Below are 23,097 nucleotides of genomic sequence, written 5' to 3'. Positions count from 1 at the left end.
CGATGGTGGCACTGGTGTTCCCCGGACAGGGATCACAGCGCAAGGGCATGGGGGACGGGCTGTTCGCCCGCTTCCCCGAGCTGACGCGGCAAGCGGACGACATCCTCGGCTACTCCGTCGAGGAGCTGTGCCGCACCTCGGGCGAGGGCCGGCTCGACCGCACCGAGTACGCGCAGCCCGCACTGTTCGTGGTGGGTGCGCTAACGTATCTGGCCCGCGACCCGGCGTTGCCCGGGCCGCGGTTCCTGGCCGGGCACAGCCTGGGCGAGTACGGCGCCCTGTTCGCCGCGGGCTGCTTCGACTTCGCGACCGGGCTGCGGCTCGTGCGGGAGCGCGGCGCCCTGATGGGGCGGGCAGCGGGCGGCGGCATGCTGGCGGTGCTCGGCGCCGAGGGCACCGAGGTGCCGGGGCTGCTTCAGGAGACCGGGGCGCGTGAGGTGGACGTCGCGAACTTCAACGCGCCCACGCAGACGGTGCTGGCCGGGCCGCTGGAGGAACTGCGCGAGGTCGCGCAGGCCCTGGGGCGGCGACCGGGGGTGCGCTGTGTGCCGGTGCGGGTGAGCGCGGCGTTCCACTCCCGGCACATGCGGCCCGCCGCGCAGGAGTTCGCGCGCTTCCTGGCCGGCTTCTCCTTCGCCGACCCCCGCCGCACGGTGGTGTCCAGCGTCACGGCCCGGCCGTACCGGCCCGGTGAGGTGGCCGAGCTGCTGGCCCGGCAGATCGCGGCCCCGGTGCGCTGGGCGGAGACCATGGCCTACCTCGACGCGCAGGGCGTCCGGGAGGTGGAGGAGGTGGGCCCCGGGCAGGTCCTGACGGGCCTGTGGAAGCGCACGTACGCCGCGGCGGCCCGCGGCGGCCCGACCGCGACGGCCCGGACCACCGCGCCCCGGGTCCCGGCATCCCGCGGGGCCGGGGCACCCGCGTCCCCGTCCACGGCCCCGGCCGGCGCGGCGACGGCCACGTCGGCCGCGCCGCACGGCACGGGGGCCACGGCCGGCGCGGTGACCCCCTCGCCGTTCAGCACGGCCACGGCCACGACCGGTGCAGAAACCCCCTCCGCTCCCCCACCGCACGCCACGGCCCCGGCCGGTGCGGTGGCCGTCGCGCGGGCCGGCGGGGGCGGCGTCGCGGGCACCACCGTCGTCGCCGATCCCCCGCGGGCGGCCGCCGCGCGCACCGCCGCCGTCGCCACCATGCCCCCCACGGCCCCGGTGGGCCTGTCTGCGGCCGGTGTCACCGTTCCCGCGGGCGACACCGCCGTCCTGGACGGCGCGGCAGCGGGGCAGCTGCGGCGGTTCCCGGTACCGGCCGAACCCTCCGGGCAGGTTTCCGACGGGCAGGCCTCGGGCGCCGAGGCGTTGGGGTGTGCGGAGTTCCGGCGGGAGTACGGGATCCGGTACGCGTATCTCGCGGGGGCCATGTTCCGGGGTATCGCCTCGGCGGATCTGGTGATCCGGATGGGCCGGGCCGGCCTCATGGGCTTCTTCGGCGCCGGCGGCCTCACGCTGGAGAAAGTGGAGAGCGCGCTGCTGCGCATCACCGACGCGCTGGGGCCCGACGGCCGCTACGGCATGAACCTGCTGCACTCCATCGACGACCCGGCCTATGAACAGACCCTGGTCGACCTGTATCTCAGGCACGGGGTGCGCACGGTGGAGGCCGCCGGGTTCACCCAGCTCACCCCAGCCGTGGTGCGCTTCCGTTTCGCGGGCGCCCACCGGGACGCCCAGGGCCGGCCCGTCGCCGTCCGCCGGGTCCTGGCCAAGGTGTCGCGCCCGGAGGTGGCCACCGCGTTCATGGGTCCGCCGCCCGAGCCGATCCTGCGCCAGCTGGTCGCCGAGGGCCGGCTGACCGCGCAGGAGGCCGAGGTGGCCGCCGGCCTGCCGGTCAGTCAGGACATCTGTGTGGAGGCCGACTCCGGCGGTCACACCGACGGCGGCGCGGCCCTGACCCTGCTGCCCGCGATGATCCGCCACCGGGACGCGGCGATGGCCCGTCACCGTCACGCCCGGCGGATCCGGGTCGGCGCGGCCGGCGGAATCGGGTCCCCGGAGGCCGTGGCCGCGGCGTTCGTCCTCGGCGCCGACTTCGTCCTGACCGGCAGTGTCAACCAGTGCTCACCGCAGTCCGGCACCTCCGACGCCGTGAAGGACGTCCTGGCCTCGCTCGATGTGCAGGACACCGCCTACGCGCCCGCCGGTGACATGTTCGAGATCGGCGCCCAGGTGCAGGTGGTGCGCAAGGGCACGCTGTTCGCGGCCCGCGGCAACAAGCTGTACCAGCTCTACCGCTCCCACGACAGCTGGGAGTCCATCGACGCCTCCACCCGGCGCTCGATCGAGGACACCTATTTCAAGCGGCCGTTCGCCGAGGTGTGGGAGGAGACCCGCGCCTACCACCTGTCCCGGGGCCGGGCCGCCGAGATCGAGAAGGCCGAGCGGCTGCCCAAGCACCGTATGGCGCTGGCGTTCCGCTGGTACTTCGCCCGGTCGGTGCGCTGGGCGCTGGAGGGCGACCCCGCGCAGAAGGTCAACTACCAGATCCAGTGCGGGCCCGCGATCGGCGCGTTCAACCACGTCGTACGGGGCACCGCGCTGGAGAACTGGCGCGACCGCCATGTCGACCTCATCGCCGAGCACCTGATGACCGGTGCCGCCGAGGTCCTCGCCCGCCGCTGCGGCGGGGCGGCACCATCCGACGTTTCCCACGCAACCACTGCCAGGAGCAGCTCATGACCGCCCTGACCTTCCATTCGACCAACTCCGGTGTGATCGTCGAGCGCACCGCCCAGCTGAAGCAGGAGCACCGGACCGAGGGCCGCCGGATCGCCCTGGAGCAGGCGGCGTTCCTCAACGAGAAGTTCGCCGGCCGTACCACGGTCACCGTGCACGAGGAGGCGTTCGGCTCCCGGGACCGGCTGCACTGGCTGATCCATCTGCCGCAGCTCAGCGGTCACCGGGAGATCGTGCGGCTGCTCGACGGTGACGAGGGTCCGGCCGGGGAAGCCGGCTGGGACCGCATGTTCGTCGACGGCTCCTTCTCGGAGACGGCCCTGATCCCGCAGCACTGGGGGATGTACGGGACCGACGAGGCGCTGCCGGACGGCACGCAGATCGACGCGGCCGCTCCGGACCTGCGTGTCCCGCCCGCTCAGCGGCAGACGTCGGTGAGCCCGGACCAGACCGTCAACTCCGCCACGGCCGGAATGATGATCCACCGTGTCGCGCAGCCGAAGTACGCCTTCCGCGCCGAGGCGCGGCTGTTCGCCCGCCGCATCACCGAGTCCATCAACACCAGGCTGCCGGGCATCGCCTCGTCGTTCCTGTACGAGGAGGCGTTCGGGCCGGCCGACCGGGTGCACTGGCTCATCCACATGAAGAACGAGGACTCCTACTACGACCTGATCGACATGCACATGCGCATGGACGAGGAGACCCGCGCGATCTACCTCGACGAGATCATCGTGCCGGAGAAGGGGGGCGGCACCTGGAACCGCCTCTTCGTCGAAGGCAGCATGGGCGACACCGCGTTCGCACCGCTGCCTCAGGTCCGCTAGAGGATCGCTCGCCGAACTCTCTCACCTGCCGCGGGTCCGCTCACTTCTGAGCAGGCCCGCGGTTGTGCTGTTCCTAGGGTGCGACAGGCGCAGGAACGGTGTCTCTTTCGTGGGAGCGGATATGGAACGGACCAGCTCTGCGGGTCGGCAGGACGCGGCAGGCACCGGCATCGCCGAGCGCGTCGCGGCCATGGTGGTGCGGGTGGTGTCCGAGGCTCGGCCGGACGGCCCGGACGTGAGCGCCGACAGCGAGTTGCGCGCCCTCGGGCTGGACTCGATGACGGCGGCCCGGCTGTGGCTCGCCGTGCAGGGCGAGTACGCGGCGGACGTGCCCCTGGGCTGGCTGACCGAGCCGATCACGATCGGCGAGTACGCGCGCCGGGTCGCCGGGCACTCGGCGTCCGGGTCGGCGGGCGAGGACGCGGCGACGGCCGGCGGGGACGCGGCGACGCCGGGTCCGCACGCCGGGGGTACGCGGGTCGTCAGCGCGCCGGAGGCCCGCCACGAGCCCTTCCCGCTGACCCCGCTGCAGGAGGCGTACCTGATCGGCAAGGAGCCCGATCTGCAGCCCGACGCCGTGGGCTGCCACCTCTACCGCGAGTTCGACGTGCCGGCCCTGGACGTGGAGCGGCTGCGGGCCGCTTGGCAGCGCCTGGTCGAGCACCACGACATGCTGCGCGTCACCGTCACCGACGACGGCCTCCAGCAGATATCCCCGCGGGCCGGGCAGTGGCAGCTCCCGGTCCACCGCGGGGCGAGCCGGGCGGAGTTCGCCGCGACGGCCGCGGCCGTGCGCGCCCGGATGTCCCACCAGCTCTTCGCGCCGGGCCAGTGGCCCCCGTTCGCCATCGAGGTCTGCCTCGGCCCGGACGGCACCGGCCGGGTGCACTTCGGCATCGACGCCATGGTCACCGACGGCCAGGGCCTGGACCTGCTCACCGCCCAGTGGGAGGCGTGTTACGCCGACGACGCGCACGTCCTTCCCGCACCGGCAGCCGGGCTGTCGGTGCGGGACTGCGTTGTGGCCCTGGACGCGGCCCGCGGCAGCGACGCCCACCGCCGCGGCCTCGATCACTGGGTGCGCCGCCTGAAGGAACTGCCGGGTGCGCCCCGCCTGTTCACCGACGCCCCGCCCGCTGCGGCCGACGGCCTGACCTGTGTGCGCCGCAGCAGCCGCAGTGCGCGGCTCGCGGCCGGCGAGTGGGCGGCGCTGCGCGAACGGGCCGAGACACTGGGTGTGTCGCCGACCTCCCTCGTGCTGACCGTGTTCACCGAGGCCCTCGCCCGGCACGGCGCGCACGAGCCGTACGCGCTGGTCGTCACCACCAGCCGGCGTCCGCATCTGCCGTCCGACGCCGACACCCTGGTGGGGCCGTTCACCGCGACCACCTTCGTGGAGGCCGTCCTGCCGCAGCAGCACGGCTTCGAGGAGGCGGCCCGGCTCACCCACGAGGGCCTGTGGCAGGCCCTGGAGCACTCCGCCGTGTGCGGGGTGAGCGCGCAGCGCGCGCTGCGCGGAGGCGAGGAGGGGCCGGGGCCGCTGCCCGTGGTGTTCACCAGCATGCTCGACGCCGGAGGGCGGCCGCGGGAGCGCGGCTTCGGCGCCGCACCCGTGTACGCCGTCAGCCAGACCTCCGGGGTGTGGCTCGACCACCAGATGTGGGAGCAGGACGGCGAACTGCACCTGCGCTGGGACATCGCCGACGCGTGCCTCGCACCCGGTGTCGCGGACGCCGCGTTCGCCTCGCTGTGCAACGGGCTGCGTGCGGCCGCGGTCGGCGGCCCCGTGGCCGTACGCCCCCTGAACGACCTTCAGCAGGCGTACTTCGTCGCGCGGGCCGGCGCCGAGCCCGCCCCGTGGAGCGGCTGCCAGGTCGTCCTGTCGCACGACACCGAGGAGCGGGTGGACCCGGTGCGCCTGGAGTCGGCCGTCGTACGGCTCGTCGAGGCCTACGACGTGCTGCGGTCGGCGGTCACCGAGGACGGCACCGCCGAGATACGCGAGCAGGCCCCGCGCCGCTGGACCGTGCCCGTCCTGGAGACCGAGGACGCCGGCGCGGTGCGCGAGGCGATGGCGGCCGCCCCGTTCCCGCTGGGCCGGCACCCGCAGTTCGAGGTGCGGGTGGCGCGCGCCGCGGCCGGTGACACGGTGCTTCTGTGCGTGGAGCTGACCCTGGCCGACGCCCGCAGCATTCACCTGATGGGCCGTGAACTCCTGCGGCTGTACGCCGATCCGGCGGCCCGGCCGCGGCCCGCGGCGGCCGACGGGGCGGCGCCGTCCGGCCGGCAGGAGGAGGACGGGCGGGAGCACTGGCGCGAGCGGCTGCGGGCGCTGCCGCCGGGCGTGCCGCTGCCCGCGGCACGGGAGGCGGACGCGTCCGGACGCCGGGTGCGGATGGCGGGCGCGCCGCTGCCGGTGCGGCCGCTGGCCGACCGGTGCGCCCGCCTCGGGCTGAGCCTGGACGCGGCCCTGCTGACCGCGTTCACCGATGTCCTCGCCCGCCGGTACGGCACCCGTTTCTCGGTGCCGGTGGTGCGCTGGGACCGTGATCTGGACGCCCGCCGCCCCGGCGAGTTCACGGCGCTGAGCTGGGTGGCGTGCGCGCCGCGCGAGCTGTCGTTCACGGCACGGGCGCGCGGCTACCAGGAGGTCCTGGAACAGGACGCACGGGTGGCGGTGGGCGGACTGCCGGAGCTGCGGCGGGCCGTGGCACGCGAGGGCGGGGCCGGTCATCCGGTCGTCTACACCTGCGCCCTGGACTTCGGCGACGCTCCGGCGCTGCCGGGCGGTGTGCACGCGGGGCCGTGGCTGAGCTGTACCCCCGATGTGTCCCTTGACTGCATCACCACCGTCGACGGCGGCCGGCTGCACCTGGCCTGGGACGCCGTGGACGCCTTCGCCGCCGAGGGCGGCTGGCAGGAGCTGTACGGCGAGTACCGCCGGCTGGTGGAACGCCTCGCCGAGGACGAGGCCGCCTGGGAGGAGAGCGCCGAGGCCGCACCCGAGGGGGACGCCCGCGGCGAGGACGCCGGGGAAGAGGACCTCTCCGGCGAGATGGACGACGCGCAGCTGCACACCGTCCTCCACGAGTGGAACGACACCGCCCACCCCTTCGACGGCGACCGGCTGATGCACCAGCTGTTCGAGGAGCGTGCCGCGCTGCAGCCGCAGGCCGAGGCACTGCGCTGGCGCGGCGGCACCATGACGTACCAGGAGCTCAACCGGCGCGCCAACCGCATCGCCGCGCGGCTCGCCGGGCAGGGGGTGGGCCCGGAGACGGTGGTCGCGGTGAGCGTGCCGCGCGGTCCCATGATGGTCGCGGTCGTCCTCGGCGTGCTGAAGGCCGGCGGTGTGTACCTGCCGATGGAGCCCCACCTGCCCGCCGAGCGGGCCGCCGTGATCCTCGAGGAGGCGGGCGCCGCGCTCGTCGTCACGACGGCCGACCGCGAGGGGTGGCCGGTGCCCGAGGGCTGTCCCCGGATGTGCGCGGACGCCGCCGTGGAGGGTCCGCACCCGGCCGACGCCGACACCGATCCGCGTCCGGCGACGGAGCCGCACAACACGGCCTACATCATCTTCACCTCGGGCAGCACCGGCCGTCCCAAGGGTGTGGCGGTGGCCCACCGGCCCGTGCTGAACCTCCTCAACTGGTGCCACCGCACCTTCCACTTCGCCCCCGGGGACATGGGGCTGTGCGTCACCTCGCTGGGCTTCGACCTGTCCGTCTTCGACGTGTTCGGCCTCCTCGGCGCGGGCGCCGCGCTGTACGTCGCGGACGCGGAGCAGCAACGCGACCCGGGCCTGCTGCTGGACGTCCTGCTCACCGAACCGGTCACCTTCTGGAACTCGGCTCCCACCACGCTCGCGCAGGTGGGGACGTTGCTGGAGGGCGTGCGGGGCGCGGCCGGCACGGACGATCTGCGGCTCGTGTTCCTCAGCGGCGACTACACCCCGCTGTCGCTCCCGGACGAGGTGCGCGCCGTCTTCCCGCGCGCCGACCTGATCAGTCTGGGCGGTGCCACCGAGGCGACGGTGTGGTCCAACTGGTTCCGGATCGGCGCGATCGACCCGGGCTGGCGCAGCATCCCGTACGGCAAGCCCATCGACAACTGCCGCTACCACGTCCTCGACGAGGACCTGCGGCCGTGCCCCGTGGGCGTGGAGGGCGATCTGTACATCGGCGGCGAGTGCCTGGCGCTGGGCTACGTCAACCAGCCCGAGCTGACCGCCGACCGGTTCATCCCCGACCCCTTCCACGACGACCCGGAGGAGCGGCTGTACCGGACCGGTGACCGCGCCCTCTACTTCCCCGACGGCAACCTGTGCTTCCAGGGGCGTGCCGACAGCCAGGTGAAGGTCCGCGGGTTCCGGGTGGAACTGGGCGAGATCGAGCACCGGCTCAGGGCGCACCCGGCGGTCAAGGAGGCCGTGGTGCTGGCCCGCGAGGACGGCTGCGGGGACCGCGTCCTCGTGGCGTACGTGGTGGCGCCGGGCGGCGGTGAGGTGAGCGGGCGCGACCTGCGCACCTTCGCGGGGCAGACACTGCCGGAGTACATGGTGCCGAACTTCGTCGGCTTCCTGACCGGCTTCCCCGCCACCTCCAACGGCAAGCTGGACCGGGCGGCGCTGCCGTGGCCGCTGCGCAAGGAGCACATGACGCCTCCCTCGGCCGCGCCGGACACCGCGCCGGCCGGCGGTCGGCAAGCGCAGCCCGCCGCTGCAGAGCCGGACCGGGCGGACGAGGCCGCGGCGGCGGTGCCCTCGTACGAGGCGCTGTGCACGGAGATCGCCGCGCTGTTCGCCCGCACGCTCGGGGTCGAGTCGGTGGAGGTCGACACGGACCTGTGGGACCAGGGCGCGACCTCCTTCAGCATGGTCCGCGTGTCGGGCGCGCTCCAGCGCACCTACAAGCAGCGGTTCCCGGTCTCCTCGCTGCTCGGCGACCCGAGTGTCGCGGCGATCGCCCGCTGGGTCCACGACCGGCTGACGCAGGCGGCGCCGGTGGCGGGCGACTCCGCGACGGCCGGGCAGGCGGCGGACCGCACCACGGACGGCCCGGACACGGCACCCACGGCGACCACGGCGACCGGACCGGACACAGCACCCCGTGCGACCTCGGCGGACAAGGAAGCCGTTGCGACCGGTGCCGGAACGGAACCCGGTCCGGCCGGTGCGGGAACGGAACCCGGTCCGGCCGTCGCCGCGGACGTGCCCGAGGCGGTGGACTTCTTCTCGCCCGAGGAGCGTGAGCGCTTCAAGCGGCAGCGGTGGAACCGGCGCCGCGACGAACCGGACCTGCCCGAGGTGACGCTGCCGCGCATCGAGCACGAGCCGGAGCTCTACGCCTGGCGGTCCAGTCGCCGGGACTTCCTGGAGCAGCCGGTGCCGCACCACGCCTTCGCGGGGCTGCTGGGTCTGCTGGGCCAGGCCGCGGGCACGGAGGGACGGCGCACGCTGTACCCGTCGGCCGGTGACACCTACGCCGTCCAGGTCTACGTGCACCTGACTCCGTCCGCCGTCGAGGGTCTCGACGCCGGCCTGTACTACTACGACCCCGCCCGGCACGCCCTGCGGCTGCTGCGGCCCGGCGTGTGGCCGGACCGCGGCGACCACTTCTTCTACAACCGGCCGGTGTTCGACCGCTCGCGGTTCGGGATCTACCTGTTCGGCCAGCGTCACGGCATCGAGCCGCTGTACGGCGAGGAGAGCCTGCGCTACCTCACCCTGGAATCCGGGTACATGGCGCAGCTGCTGCTGATGGGGCAGGCCGCGCACGGCGTGGGCCTGTGCCCGATCGGCGCCCTGAACACCGAGCGGCTGCGGGACGGGCTCGGCCTGGACGCGGGACATGTGTTCCTGCAGGCCTTCCTGGGCGGTGCCGCGACGCACCCGGAGCGCACCGCGCTCGGCACGCGGCCGTTCTTCACCGCGCCGACGGCACAGCCCGTCCCCGAGCGCTCCGCGAACGCGGCCACGACCGATGCCCGCACGGACGCAGCCGCCGCCACAGCCGGGACCCGCACGGACAGCGGTGCGGTCACGGCCGGTGCGGCCGAGGCCGAGGCCCCCGCCGCCGGGCCCGCCGCGGTGATCGGTATGGCGGGCCGGTTCCCTGGCGCCGAGGATCTGGACGCCTTCTGGGACAACCTGGTCTGCGGCCGCAGTTCGATCGGCGCGGCGCCCGCGTCCCGGCCGGAGACGGCACCCGGCGCGGCGCGTGCCACCGGGGGTTTCCTGCCGCACATCGACCGCTTCGACAGCCTGCTGTTCCACGTGTCGCCGCAGGAGGCACCGAGCGTCGACCCGCAGGCACGGCTGGTGCTGGAGACGGTCTGGCAGTGTCTGGACGACGCCGGGCACACGGCCGAGTCGTTGCGCAGGTCGGCCGGGCGGGTCGGGGTCTTCATCGGCTCCATGTGGCACGACTACCGGCAGCAGGGAGCCGACCGGTGGGCGGCGGGCGGCACCGCGGACGTCGCCGCGGCCGCCTCCGACATCGCCAACCGCGTCTCGCACTTCTTCGACTTCCGCGGCCCCAGCCTCGCCGTCGACGCCTCCTGCTCGTCGTCGCTGACCGCACTGCACCTGGCGGTGGAGAGCCTGCGCCGCGGCGAGTGCGGCGCGGCCGTGGTCGGTGCCGTCAACCTGCTGGCCCACCCCTACCACTGGGGCCTGCTCGACGGCCTCGAACTGCTGGCCGCCGACACCCCGCCCGGCGCCTACGCGGCCGAGGGCAGCGGCTGGCACCCCGGCGAGGGGGTGGGCGTGGTGCTGCTGCGCCCGGCCGGCGCCGCCCGCCGGGCCAAGGACACCGTGCACGGGCTGATCGAGGGCACCCGCATCGGACACGCGGGCAGGGGACCGCGCTACGGCGCCCCGCACACCGCGGCGCTCACCGACTCGCTCGCCCGGGCCCTGGCCGACGCGTCGGTGCTGCCCGACGAGATCGACTACGTCGAGTGCGCGGCCGCCGGGGCGGGCATCGCCGACGCCGCCGAACTGGAGGCGCTGGGCTCCGTGCTGGCCCGCGGCACGGACGCCGCGCCCGTGCCGGTGGGCACGGTGAAGCCCAACATCGGCCACCTGGAGGCCGCGTCGGGCATCTCCCAGCTGATCAAGGTCCTGCTGCAACTGCGGCACGGGCGGCTCGCGCCGACCCTGATGGCGGCCGAGCGCAGCCCGCTCGTCGACTGGGAGGACCTGCCGGTGGAGCCGGTCGAGCGGCCGCGTGCCCTGACCCCGCGGGCGGCGGACGGCCGGGCCACGGTCCTGGTCAACGCCATGGGAGCGACCGGTTCGTACGGGCACGCCGTGGTGCGCGCCGCGCACCCCGTCACCGGGCGCACCGAGCCGGGCTCCCCCACCGGGACGGACGCCGAGGCGGCCGTGAGCGGTCCGCACACGCTGGTGCTGTCGGCGGCCTCCGCCGAGGCGCTGACGGTGACGGCCGAGCGGCTGCGCGACCACCTGGCGCAGACGGCGCGCGACCACCGGCTCGCCGACGTGGCGTGGACGCTGCAGACCGGGCGCACCTCGCTCGGCCACCGGCTCACCCTGGCGGCCGACGACCTCCACGACGCCCGCGCGGGACTGACCGCGTTCGTCGACGGGCGGCCCTATCCCGGGCTCGCGCACGCCGTCGCCGATCCGGCGGCGGCCGACGTGCCCGCCACCGCGTCCGACCCGTCCGAAGCCGCTGAGCTGTGGCTGCGCGGGCACAGCGTGGACTTCGCCCGGCTGTGGCCCGCCCCCGCCCGCCGCGTTCCGCTGCCGGTCCACGTCTTCGACGCCGTACGGCACTGGCTCGCCGCTCCCGAGCCGGCGCGGGTCGGCGGCCCGGCCGGATCCGGCCCCGCACGGCCGGTGTCCGGGGTCGGTGAGCAGGTCCCGGTGGCCGGGCACAGCCGGGTGGCCCCCGGCCGTGCGGCCCCGGCGACCCGGCCGGCCGGCGACGCACGGGAGGGGGACGCCGTCGAGGAGTACGTCCTTAGGTGTTTCGCCGAGGTGAGCGGTGTCCCCGTCGAGCAGCTGCACCCGCGGGTGCCGCTGGAGCGCTACGGGCTGAACTCCCGTATGGTCGCCCGCTTCAACGAGCGGCTCGGCCAGGACGTGAGCGGCGTCTCGAGCACCGTGTTGTTCGAGTACCCGGACCTCGCCGGGGTCGCCGCCCATCTGGCCGACCGGCACCGGGGACCGTGGACGCCGGCGCCGGACGCCACGGCCACAACCACAGCCCCGGCCGCAGTCACAGCCACAGCTCCCGCCACAGCCCCGGCCGCAGCCGCAGCCGCAGCCGTGGTCACGGCCGAGGCCACCGAGCCGCAGGAGCCCGAGCCGGTCGCGATCGTCGGGATCGCCGGGCGCTATCCGGGCGCTCGGGACCTGGAGGCGTTCTGGGGCAACCTCGTGCAGGGTGTCGACAGTGTCGGTCCGCTGCCCCCGGAGCGGGCCCGTGACGGCTGGCCCACCGAGCTGATGTGGGGCGGGTTCCTCGACGGCGTGGACCGCTTCGACCCCCTCTTCTTCGGCATCACACCGCGTGACGCGCAGCTGATGGACCCGCAGGAACGTCTCTTCCTCGAAGTGGTCTGGGAGACCCTGGAGGACGCGGGATGCACCAGGGACCGCATCCGCGAGCAACTGGATTCCCGCGTCGGCGTGTTCGTCGGCACGATGTACAACGAGTACCCCTTCTTCGGGGTCGAGCGCTCGATGGACGGCCCGCCCGCCGACACCGGGTCCGCCGTCGCGGGCATCGCCAACCGGGTGTCGTACTTCCTCGACCTGAGCGGTCCGAGTCTGGCCGTGGACACCATGTGCTCGTCCTCGCTGACCGCGCTGCACCTCGCGGTGGAGAGCCTGCGCCGCGGCGAGTGCGCCGCGGCGGTGGCGGGGGGCGTCAACCTGTCGCTGCACCCGCACAAGTTCCGCCAGCAGGCCCGGCTGAAGATGACCTCCGGCGACCACCGCTGCCACAGCTTCGGCGCGGGCGGCGACGGCTTCGTCCCCGCCGAGGGTGTCGGCGCGGTGCTGCTCAAGCCGCTGTCCGCCGCCGAGGCGGACGGCGACCGCATCCACGCCGTCATCCGGGGGACGGCCGTCAACCACGGCGGCAAGACCAACGGTTACATGGTCCCCAACCCGGTGGCGCAGGGCGACCTGGTCCGTGCGGCACTGCGCCGCGCGGGCGCCGACCCGGCCACCATCGGCTACCTGGAGGCGCACGGCACCGGCACCCGGCTCGGCGACCCCATCGAGATCAACGGCCTCAACCGGGCGTTCGCGGACGCGGACCTGGCGGCGGGCAGCCGCCCGATCGGCTCCGTGAAGGCCAACATCGGCCACGCGGAGGCGGCGGCGGGCATCGCCGGCCTGACCAAGGTGGTGCTCCAGCTGCGCCACCGTCATCTGGTCCCGTCGCTGCACGCCGAGCAGCTCAACGACGCGATCGACTGGGACAGTTCACCCTTCGAGGTGGTGCGTGAGGGCCGCCCCTGGACCGCGCCGGCCGGCCCGGACGGGACGGCGCTGCCGCTCCGGGCCGGGGTGAGTGCCTTCGGCGCGGGGGGTGCCAACGCCCATGTCGTGGTGGAGGAGTACGTTCCCGCCGCCGACGGCACGGCCGGCGAGGACGACGTACGCGGGCCCGAGCTCGTCGTCCTGTCCGCCTACGACCAGGACCGGCTGCGTGCCCTGGCCGGGCGGCTGCGGGACTGGCTGCGCCGCACGGACCGGCCCGCGCCGGCGCTCGCCGACATCGCGCACACCCTGCAGAGCGGCCGTGAGCCGCTGCGCGAGCGGCTGGCCATGGTGGTGGCCGGCGTGCCCGAGCTGTGCGACGCCCTGGACCGGTTCGCCTCCGGCGACACCGGTGCCTGGGTGCTCGGCCGGGCGCCGGGCGGCGGCCGTCCGGCCGGCCCGCTCGCCACGCCGGACCCGGCGGCCGACCGGGAGGCGGAGCTGCTCCGCCTGGCCGGGCACTGGGTCACGGGCGGCACCGTCGACTGGGCGGGACTGCACCGCGTACGCCGTCGTCTGATCGCGCTGCCCTCCTACCCGTTCGCCGGGGACCGGCACTGGCTGCCCGAACCCCGGCCGCAGGAGCGGGCACACACCCCCGCGCTCCCGGCGCCCCTCTCCCAGGCGCCCGCCGCGGTTGCCGCGCCCTCGCCGGCGGCCGCCTCCGACGGGGCGCTGCCGGAGACGGCCACGACGACGAGTACACCCGAAGTCACCCGTCTGTACGGCCGTACCTGGCGGCCGCTGCCCGCGCTGCCGGAGACGGCGGTACCGGCGGGGCGCGTGGTGTGCGCCTTCTCCGCGGCCGGCGAGCCCGTGGCGCGTGCCGTCGCCGCCGCGCTCGGCTCCGAGCGGGTCGTGCTCGTCCGTACCGACACCGCGGCCGGCGACGGGGTCACCCACATCGCCGACGAGGCCCGGGCCACCGCGATCGCCGACGCACTCACGGCCGACGGGCCGGACGCCGTGCACGGGCTGATCGACCTGAGCGACCTCGGCCGCACCGAGGACGAGGACCCGGGCCGCTTCGCGGTGCGGCTGCGGCTGCTGCAGCGGCTGGTGCGCGGCCTGCGCGGCCGCGGTGGCCGCGTGCTCCATGTGACGCAGGGGCTGTTCGGCCCCGCCGGCCCCGCGCCCTCGCCGGCCGGGGCGCGCATGGCCGGCTTCGTGCGAATGCTCGGCGCCGAGTACCCGCGGGTCCCCGGAACCGTCCTGGACCTGGACGTCCCGGCCACCGGGCCCGAGCGGGCGGCCCGCTCCGTCCTCGCCGAGCACTGCGCACCGCACGGCACGGGCGAGGTAGCCGTGCGCGGCGGGCTGCGCCACGGACCGCAGCTGGTGGACCTCGGTGAAGCCGGGCACCGGCCGCTGCGCCCCGCCGCCGACCGCGCCTACCTCGTCACCGGCGGCACCCGGGGCATCGGCGCCCAGGTGGCCCGGTTGCTGGTGCGCCGCGGCGCCCGGCGGATCGCCCTGACCGGGGCGCGCCCACTCCCGCCGCGTTCCGAGTGGCCGCTGCTCGCCCCGGGCACCCCCGAGGCCGGCACGGCCGCACTCGTCACCGAACTGGAAGCCCTCGGCGCCACGGTCCTGGTGCACTCGGGGCCGCTGAGCGAGCGGGCGCGCACCGAACGGTTCCTGGGCGAGGTACGCCAGGTGCTCGGCCCGATCGGCGGGGTCGTGCACTGCGCCGGCCGCGCCCCGGTCGGCCGGCCCTCGTTCGTCGGCAAGGACCCGGCGGACTTCGCGCCCGTGCTCGAACCCAAGACGACGGGCCTCGAAGTGCTCGACGCGCTGTGCGCCGAGGACCGGCCGGAGTTCTTCGTGCTGTTCTCCTCGCTGTCCGCCGTGGCACCCGGCCTGTGCGCCGGGGTCCTCGACTACGCGGCGGCCAACGCCTTCCTCGACCTCTACGCGGGCCACCAGGCGCGCTCGGGCCGCACCGGCTTCCGCTCGGTCGCCTGGCCCACGTGGAGCGGATCGGGGATGGGCGCGAGCCGACCGGACGGCTGCGCGCCCGTGGGTGTCGGGCCGCTCGGTGACGAGGAGGGGCTGCGGGCCCTGGAACGGATCGTGGCCCTGCCCGCCGGCCACACCCACGTCGTCGTCTGCCCGCCGCTCGACGGCGTCCCCGCCGACCCGGGCGCGCTGCTCGGTCACCCCCGTGACGAGGCCGCTGCGCCGGCCGCCGTACCCGCCCCGCCGACCGCCGGGACCCCCGGGTCCCCGTCCCGTGAACAGGAGCCCCTCGTGGCGCAGACCTCCCCCGCCGGGCCGCCGTGGCTCGTCCCGTTGTTCAGCGAACTCCTCGCCATACCCGAGGACTCCCTGGATCCCACGGCGCTCTTCGGCGACCTGGGGGTGGAGTCCGTCCTCCTCGGCGACATCCTGGAGCGGCTGGAGGAGGTCACGGGCCTGTCCCTGGACCCCGCGACGATCCTCGACCACCCGACCATCGAGAAGCTGGGCCGTCACCTGGTGGAACTCGGTGCGTCCGGCGCCCCGTCGTCCGGGCCCACGGCTCCCCCCGTGGCTCCGGAGCCGGACACGGCACCGGCCCTGCCCACGGCTGCCGACGCGGTGACCGTCGTGGCCCCCGCTGCCGTTGCCCCCGCTGCTGTTGCCCCGGCTGTCGTTGCCCCCGCCGCGGTGGACGCCGTACCGCCCGCCGCCGTATCGCCTGCCGCCGCGGCTCCCGCCGCCTCCCCCGCCGCCGTACCGCCTGTCGCCGCGGCTCCCGCCGCCTCCCCCGCTCCCTCCGGGGCCGGTGCCGTCGCGGCGGAGAAGATCGCCGTCATCGGGCTCGCCTGCCGCTTCCCCGGTGCCGAGGACGCCGCCGCCTTCCAGCGCAACCTGCTGGCCGGCGTGTGCTCGGTGACCGAGGTGCCCGCCTCGCGCTGGGACGCGGAGCGGCTGTACCGGCCCGAGCCCGAGCCGGGGCGCAGCATCAGCAAGTGGGGCGGGTTCCTGGACGGCATCGAGGACTTCGACGCCGAGTGGTTCGGCATGAGCGAGGACGAGGCCCGCTGCCTCGACCCGGCCGTGCGGCTGTTCCTGGAGGGTTCCGCCACCTGTCTCGCCGACGCCGGGTACGCCCCCGAGGAGCTGGCCGGCCGTGAGGTGGGCGTCTTCGCCGGTGCCCGGATGTCCCACTACGGGCGCCGGGTGGGTGACCGGCGGGGCCTGGTCGGCATGGGCTCGGACCAGAACTTCATCGCCGCCCGCGTCGCCCACCACTACGACCTGCACGGCCCCAACCTGGTGGTGGACAGCGCCTGTTCCTCCTCTCTGGTGGCCTTGCAGCTGGCCTGCCGCAGCCTGCTGGCCGGCGAGTCGGAACTGGCGCTGGCCGGCGGGGTGGACATCCTGCTGGACGAGGAGCCGTACCTGGACTTCAGCGCCGCCAAGGCGCTGTCCCGGCACGGCCGGTGCGCCACCTTCGACGAGAGTGCCGACGGGTTCGTGCCGGGCGAGGGCTGCGGAGTGGTGCTGCTCAAGCCGCTCGCCGCGGCGCTGCGCGACGGCGACCGGGTGCACGCCGTGCTCGACGCGGTCGCCGTCAACAACGACGGCCGCACCATGGGGCTGACCACGCCCAATCCGGCGGCACAGGCGAAGGTCGTGCGGCGGGCCCTGGCCGCCGCCGGACGCGGCGCGGACGAGGTCGGCCTGATCGAGGCCCACGGCACCGGGACGATGATCGGCGACCCGATCGAACTGCGCGCCCTGACCGAGGTGTTCCGCGAGGAGACGCAGCGCACCGGGTTCTGCGCCATCGGCAGCGTCAAGACCAACATCGGGCATCTGCTGAGCGCCGCCGGCATGGCCGGACTGATCAAGGCGGTGCTCGCGGTGCGTGACGGGCGGATCGCCCCGTCGCTGTTCTGCGAACGGCCCAACCCGCGCTTCGACTTCGCCTCCTCGCCGTTCCACCCCAGCCGCACGGCCCGGGAGTGGATCGCCGAACCCGGGCGGGTGCGGGTGGCCGGGGTGAGCGCGTTCGGGCTGGGCGGCACCAACGCCCACGCCGTCGTCAGCCAGCTGGAACCGGCGCTGGCGGCGGCGCACCGGCCGCGCGGCGCCCTGCCCGCTCCCCTGTTCCGGCGGCGCAGGCTGTGGCTGGAGGCCCCTGGTCACACCGCGCCCCCGACGCCTCTGCCCGCCCCGGCCGCAGCGGCCACACCGGCCATCCCGGCCGCCCCGGCACCGGCCGCCCCCGCACCGGTCCCCGCCCATCCCGCACCGCAACCCCTCACCCCAACGGCATCCGCCTCCCGGCCCGCGCTGGGCGCCACCCTCCTCGGCCTGAGCTTCGAGGAGAACGCCGCGCCCCTGGCCCCTCTCACCCCGACCGTCGCCGACTCCGCTGCGGCGCCGCAGGAAGGACAGAAGTGGTGAACGTGCCCTCCGCAGCGAAGCCCGGACCCGAGCTGGTGTGCCATGTGGTCCTGGAGCACGACGACTTCGTCATGCAGAACCACCGCGTGCACGGCGTGTCCGTCATGCCGGGCGTGACGTTCCTGGACATCGTCTTCCGCGTCCTGCGCGAACGCGGCTTCGACACCGCGCGCGCCGAGCTGCGCAACGTCCTCTTCCACGAACCCGTGGTGACCGCTCCCGGCCGCGACTGCGACATCCGTCTGACGGTGTCGGAGCCCACCGACGGCAGCCGCTGGATCACCGCCGAGAGCCGGCGCCGCGAGGACGGCGTGCCCGCCGGCGCCTACCGGGAGAACTTCCGCGCCGAACTGGTCCTGCACGACCTGCCCGAGCCCGCATTGCTGGACGTCGGCCGGCTGCGCGGCACCGCGCGCCGGGTGAGCGACCTGGACGAGATGTACGAGCGGGCCCGCGCCGAGGAGATCGTGCACGGCTCCGCCATGCGCTGCTACGGCCGCCTCTACCACGGGGACGGCGAACTCCTCGCCGAACTGGGCCTGGACGAGGCGTCTGCGGCCCTCGACGAGCGGTTCCATCTGCACCCGGCGAAGATGGACTGCACCACCATCGCCGCGTTCACCCAGCTGCCGCCGCCGGACCAGGACCCGTTCATACCGGTGTACATCGAGTCCTTCCGCGCCCCGCGGCCGCTCACCGGCACCACCTACGCCCACATGCCGCGCCCCGAGACCTACGCCCCCTCCGGGGACGTGATGTACAACGACTGCGCGCTGTACGACGGCGACGGCCGCTTCCTGGCCGGCTTCACCAAGCTGACCTGCAAGCGCATCCGCAACCCCGAGCTGATCACCCGGCTGCTCGACGACCCGGACCGGGCGCACCCGGCCGCACCCGCCGTGACGCCGCCCGCCCCGGCGACGGCCGCCGCCGCGGAGGCCCCCGCCGGCACTCCCGCCGCCGTCCCCGCCGGCAACGGGCCGGAAGGGGTGCGTGCGCACCTGCGCGGCCTCGTGGGCGGGATCCTCGGCAAGGCGCCGCAGGAGATCCGCACCGACGCCGGCTTCTACGACCTCGGCCTCGACTCCGGGCACATGCTGTCCATCAGCCGCAGCCTGGAGGAATACGTCTGCGCGCCGCTGTACCCGACGCTGCTGTTCGAGTTCTCCGACATCGACTCGCTGGCCGCCCACCTGTACGCCGAGTACGGAGCGCAGCTGCGTACCGCCGCCACGCAGACACCGGCCGAGGTGACCGGGGAGCAGGCCGCCGGGCGTCCCGCACCGGCCGCCGAGGCCCCGGCGGCGTCGCCGGCCACCCTGTCCCTGGGCTGCCACCGGCCCGTGTGGTCGCCGCTGCCCGCCACCGCCGCCGAGGACGGCGCGCGCACGGTGGTCCTGGCCGGCGCCGACCAGACGACCGCGGCCGCCCTGCGCGAGGCCGCGGCACCGGCCCGGGTGGTGCGTGCGGAACGCGCGTCGGCGTTCGAACGGCTGGACACCGACCACTTCCGGCTCGACCCGGCCGATCCGGACCAGCTGGAGCTGCTGATCACGGCGCTGGCCGAGGAGGGCGCCACGCCCACCGCGTACGTGCGTTGCGCTCGTGTGCGCGGCGCGGGCGACGAACGGGGCGCTCTGCCCGAGGCGTACCGGGAGAGCTGGGCGCTGGCGTTGGCCGTCACCCGGACCCGTCCGACCCGGCCGGTGGCCGTGCTCTTCGTGCACCCGCGCGATCCGCAGGCCCCGCGCCCGCAGGAGGACGCGCTGGGCGCGCTCGCCCGCACCGTCGCCGCCGAGGCCCCGCTGCTGCGCTGCCGTGCCGTCGCGTACGACGCGGCGTCGACGGCCCGGGAACTGGCCGCCGTCGTCGCCGCCGAGAGCGCGGACCTGTCCACGGAGAGCGAGGTGCGCCACACCGGCGGCACCCGGCTGGTGGTGCGCCACGAGCCGCTGCCGGTGGCCTCCGGCCGCCCGGCGCTGCGCGACAACGGCGTGTATCTCGTCACCGGCGGGGGCGGCGGCCTGGCCGCGCTGCTCGTCGAGCGCCTGGTCGCGGCGGGCCCGGTGCGGCTGGTGCTGACCGGCCGCAGCGCTCCGGGACCCGAGTTCGGCCGGCGCATCGACGCCTGGCGGCGGCGCGGCGCCGAGGTCACCTTCGTCCGCGGTGACGTGGCCCACCGCGACGACGTCCTGGCCGCCGTGAGCCGGGCCCGTGAGTCGTACGGCCGCCTCGACGGTGTCTTCCACTGCGCCGGCACCGTCGACGACGGCCTGTTCTTCCGCAAGGACCCGCAGCGCTCCGCCGCCGTGCTGGCCGCCAAGGTGGCCGGCACGATCCACCTGGACGAGGCGACCGCCGACGACGACCTGGCGTTCTTCGCGCTGTTCTCCTCCGTGTCGGCGTCCGTGGCCAACCCGGGCCAGGCCGACTACGCCTACGGCAACGCGTTCATGGAGCACTTCGCCGAGCAGCGCGCCGCCCGCACCGACCGCCGCGGCCTCAGCGTCGCCGTCGGCTGGCCGCTGTGGGCCGAGGGCGGCATGCAGGTCAGCGACGAGGTCGTGCGCCGCTCCGCCGCGGACACCGGGCTGCACCCGCTGCCCGCCGGACCGGGCCTGGACACGCTGTTCGGACTGCTGTCCGGGACGGCGCCGCGGGCCGTCGTCACCTACGGCGACCAGGACCGCGTCGCCGCCCTGCTGCCCGCCCCGCCACCCGCCGCCGGCGCCACGGCGCCCGCCTCCGCCACCGCCTCCGCAGTGCCCGGCGGCCCGGCGGGCGACGACATCGCGATCATCGGCGTCGCGGGTCGCTACCCGCAGGCGCAGGACCTGGACGCCTTCTGGCGCAACCTCGCCGAGGGCCGCGACTGCGTCACCGAGGTCCCCTCCGACCGCTGGGACCACGCCGCCCACTTCGACCCCGAACGGGGCAAGGAGGGCCGCACGTACGGCCGTTGGGGCGGCTTCCTGGACGGCGTCGACCGGTTCGACGCCGCCGCCTTCGGCATCTCGCGGCGCGAGGCCGAACTGATGGACCCGCAGGAGCGGTTGTTCCTCACCGTGGGCCGGCAGGCCGTCGAGAACGCCGGGTACCGGCCCGAGGAGCTGGCCCGCACCCGGGTGGGGGTCTTCGCCGGTGTCATGTGGAACCACTACCAGTTGTGTACCGACGGCAGTGCGGACCCGGTCGCGCCGACCGCACTGCACTGCTCGGTGGCCAACCGGCTGTCGTACTGCCTGAACCTGTCCGGGCCCAGCATGGCCGTGGACACCGCCTGCTCGTCGTCGCTGACCGCGCTGCACCTGGCCGTGGAGAGCATCCGGCGCGGCGAGTGCGCGCTCGCCGTCGCGGGCGGCGTGAACGTGGCGGCGCACCCCCAGAAGTACCTGCAGCTCGCCCAGGGCCGGTTCCTGTCCACGGACGGTCGCTGCCGAGCCTTCGGCGCCGACGGCGACGGCTATGTGCCCGGCGAGGGCGTGGGCGCGGTCCTGCTCAAGCCGCTCGCCGCGGCGCTCGCCGACGGCGACCACGTCCACGCGGTGATCAAGGGCTCGTTCCTGAACCACTCGGGCCGTACCAGCGGCTTCACCGTGCCGAGCCCCGCCGCGCAGGCCTCGCTGATCGCCGAGGCGCTCGAACGCTCCGGGGTCGGCGCGGACAGCGTCGGCTACATCGAGGCGCACGGCACCGGCACCGCACTCGGCGACCCGATCGAGATCGAGGGGCTGCGGCAGGCGTTCGCGCCCGCGCACCTGGCCCCGGGCAGCTGCGCCGTGGGTTCCGTGAAGTCGGGGATCGGGCACCTGGAGAGCGCGGCCGGGATCGCCGCCGTCACCAAGGTGCTGCTGCAGATGCGCCACCGGGAGCTGGTGCCGTCGCTGCACAGCGAACACCCCAACCCGCACATCGACTTCGCGTCCTCCCCCTTCGTCGTGCAGCGCACCCGCTCGCCCTGGGCCCCGCCGCCCGGCGGCACGACGCTGCGGGCCGGGGTGAGCGCGTTCGGCGCGGGCGGCTCCAACGCCCATGTCGTGCTGGAGAGCGCCCCGCCCGCGCCGCCGGTCACACCGGCCGCGGGACCGCAGCTGTTCGTGTTCTCCGCCCGCAGTGAGGACCTCCTGCGCGAGGCGGTACGGCGGCAGCTGCGGCACCTGGAGGAGCAGGGCCGCGGCCGGGGCTCGGTCGCCGAGGCGACCGCGCTGCTGGCCGGTGAGGTGGCCGCCGTGCTGGAGGTGCCGGCCGATGCCCTGGACGTGCGCGAGAGCCTGGCCGATCTCGGAGTGGACCGGCTGGGCCTGGCCGAGCTGGAGCGCCGTCTGACCGGGCGGCTGCCCGGCGGGGTCCCGCTGTCGGGGCAGGCGTCCGTGGCCGAACTGGCCGAGGCGGTGGCGACCGCGGCCCGCCCGGACGCGGTGCCGTTGGCGGACATCGCGTACACCCTGCGCGTGGGCCGCGACCAGCAGGCCGTGCGCCTCGCCGTCGTCTCGGGCGAGCCGGAGGACCTGCGGCGCAAGCTGTCCGCCTTCCTCGCGGGCGAGGAGAACGGCGACGGGGTCTTCACGGGCCGCGCCGGCGACGACGAGCCGGTACGTCTCGACGAGGCCGCGGAGCTGTTCCGTCTGGGCCGGCTGGCGGAACTCGCCCGCGCCTGGACGCAGGGCGCCGACGTGACCTGGGACGAGTGCCGCGCCGAGGGGGTACGGCCGCGCCGGGTGCCGCTGCCCGCGCATCCGCTGGAGGAGCGGTCGTACTGGATCGGCGGCTGGCGCACCGCCCAGGAAGGCGGCGCGGAGCGCGGCTCGGAGGGCGGCTCGGAGCGCGGCGAGGAGCGCGCCCAGCAGCCGGCGCCGGCTGACCGCATCGCGGCCGTGGCACCGTCCGCCGCCAAGAGCCTCGTCGCCGGGGGCCGGCTGCCCTCCGATGCCGGTCCGGAGGGCGACGCACGGCCCGAGTTGGACCCGCGCGAGGCGCTGCGGGCCGTGGAGGACGCGGTGCGGGCGCGGCTGTACCTGGAGCGGGACGAGGTCGACCACCGGCTGTCGTTCAACGAGATGGGCCTGGACTCCGTGGGCGCCGTCGAGATCGTCGAGCAGCTCGGTGCGCGCTTCTCCGTGGAGATCGATCCCGTGGCGCTGTTCGACCACCCCACGGTGGCCCGGCTCGCGGACCACGTCGTGGACGTGTGGCGCAACAGCCCGGCGCCGGCACCCCGCAACGGCGACGGAGACGTAGACGTAGACAGCGAGGGTGCGCTGGACATGCGGAGCGGCACGGACGTGCCCGGCGCCGACGCGCCCGGCGCGGACGGTGCCGGTTCGGGCGCCGCCGGAGCGGCCGGGTCGCCGGTGTCCGCCGTCGCCGCCGTGCCGGCCGCCGCCGGGGGCGCGTCCGCGTCGCCGGTGCCCGCGGCGGACGTCTGCGACGACATCGCCGTCATCGGCATGGCGGGCCGCTTCCCCGGCGCCGCCGACCTGGACACGTTCTGGGAGAACATCGCGGCCGGACGGGACAGCTTCACCGAGGTGCCCGCGGGACGCTTCGACATCGGCGCCGTCTTCGACGCCGACCGCCTGGTGCCGGGCCGGACGTACAGCAAGTGGGCGGCCATGCTGCCCGA

General features: G+C 75.3%; 4 protein-coding genes (1 of these 4 cut by a window edge). All 4 read left to right on the top strand.

From position 1 onward, the window contains the following. Positions 1 to 2: 2 nt before the first annotated feature. Entirely contained in the window at positions 3 to 2,735 is a 2,733-nt protein-coding gene (fabD, locus tag ACZ64A_RS26905; RefSeq protein WP_469813863.1) for an ACP S-malonyltransferase, read from the top strand. After that, positions 2,732 to 3,556, top strand: a complete 825-nt coding sequence (locus ACZ64A_RS26900; RefSeq protein ID WP_469813861.1) for a DUF6039 family protein — start codon at positions 2,732 to 2,734, stop codon at positions 3,554 to 3,556. The genes fabD and ACZ64A_RS26900 overlap by 4 nt, the downstream gene beginning before the upstream one ends. 121 nt (positions 3,557 to 3,677) lie before the next feature. Then, the gene (locus tag ACZ64A_RS26895; protein WP_469813859.1) at positions 3,678 to 17,474 is read left to right on the top strand and encodes an amino acid adenylation domain-containing protein; all 13,797 of its coding nucleotides are present in this window, start codon (positions 3,678 to 3,680) and stop codon (positions 17,472 to 17,474) included. Further along, positions 17,471 to 23,097 carry the 5' portion of an SDR family NAD(P)-dependent oxidoreductase gene (locus ACZ64A_RS26890; protein ID WP_469813857.1) on the top strand. The gene runs 17,266 nt beyond the window's last position, so the window shows 5,627 of its 22,893 coding nt (coding positions 1-5,627); it begins with the start codon at positions 17,471 to 17,473; the stop codon falls past the right edge of the window. The genes ACZ64A_RS26895 and ACZ64A_RS26890 overlap by 4 nt, the downstream gene beginning before the upstream one ends.

This window comes from Streptomyces sp. NPDC104814, from assembly GCF_055583185.1.
This window is presented reverse-complemented; position numbering and strand designations above follow the sequence as displayed.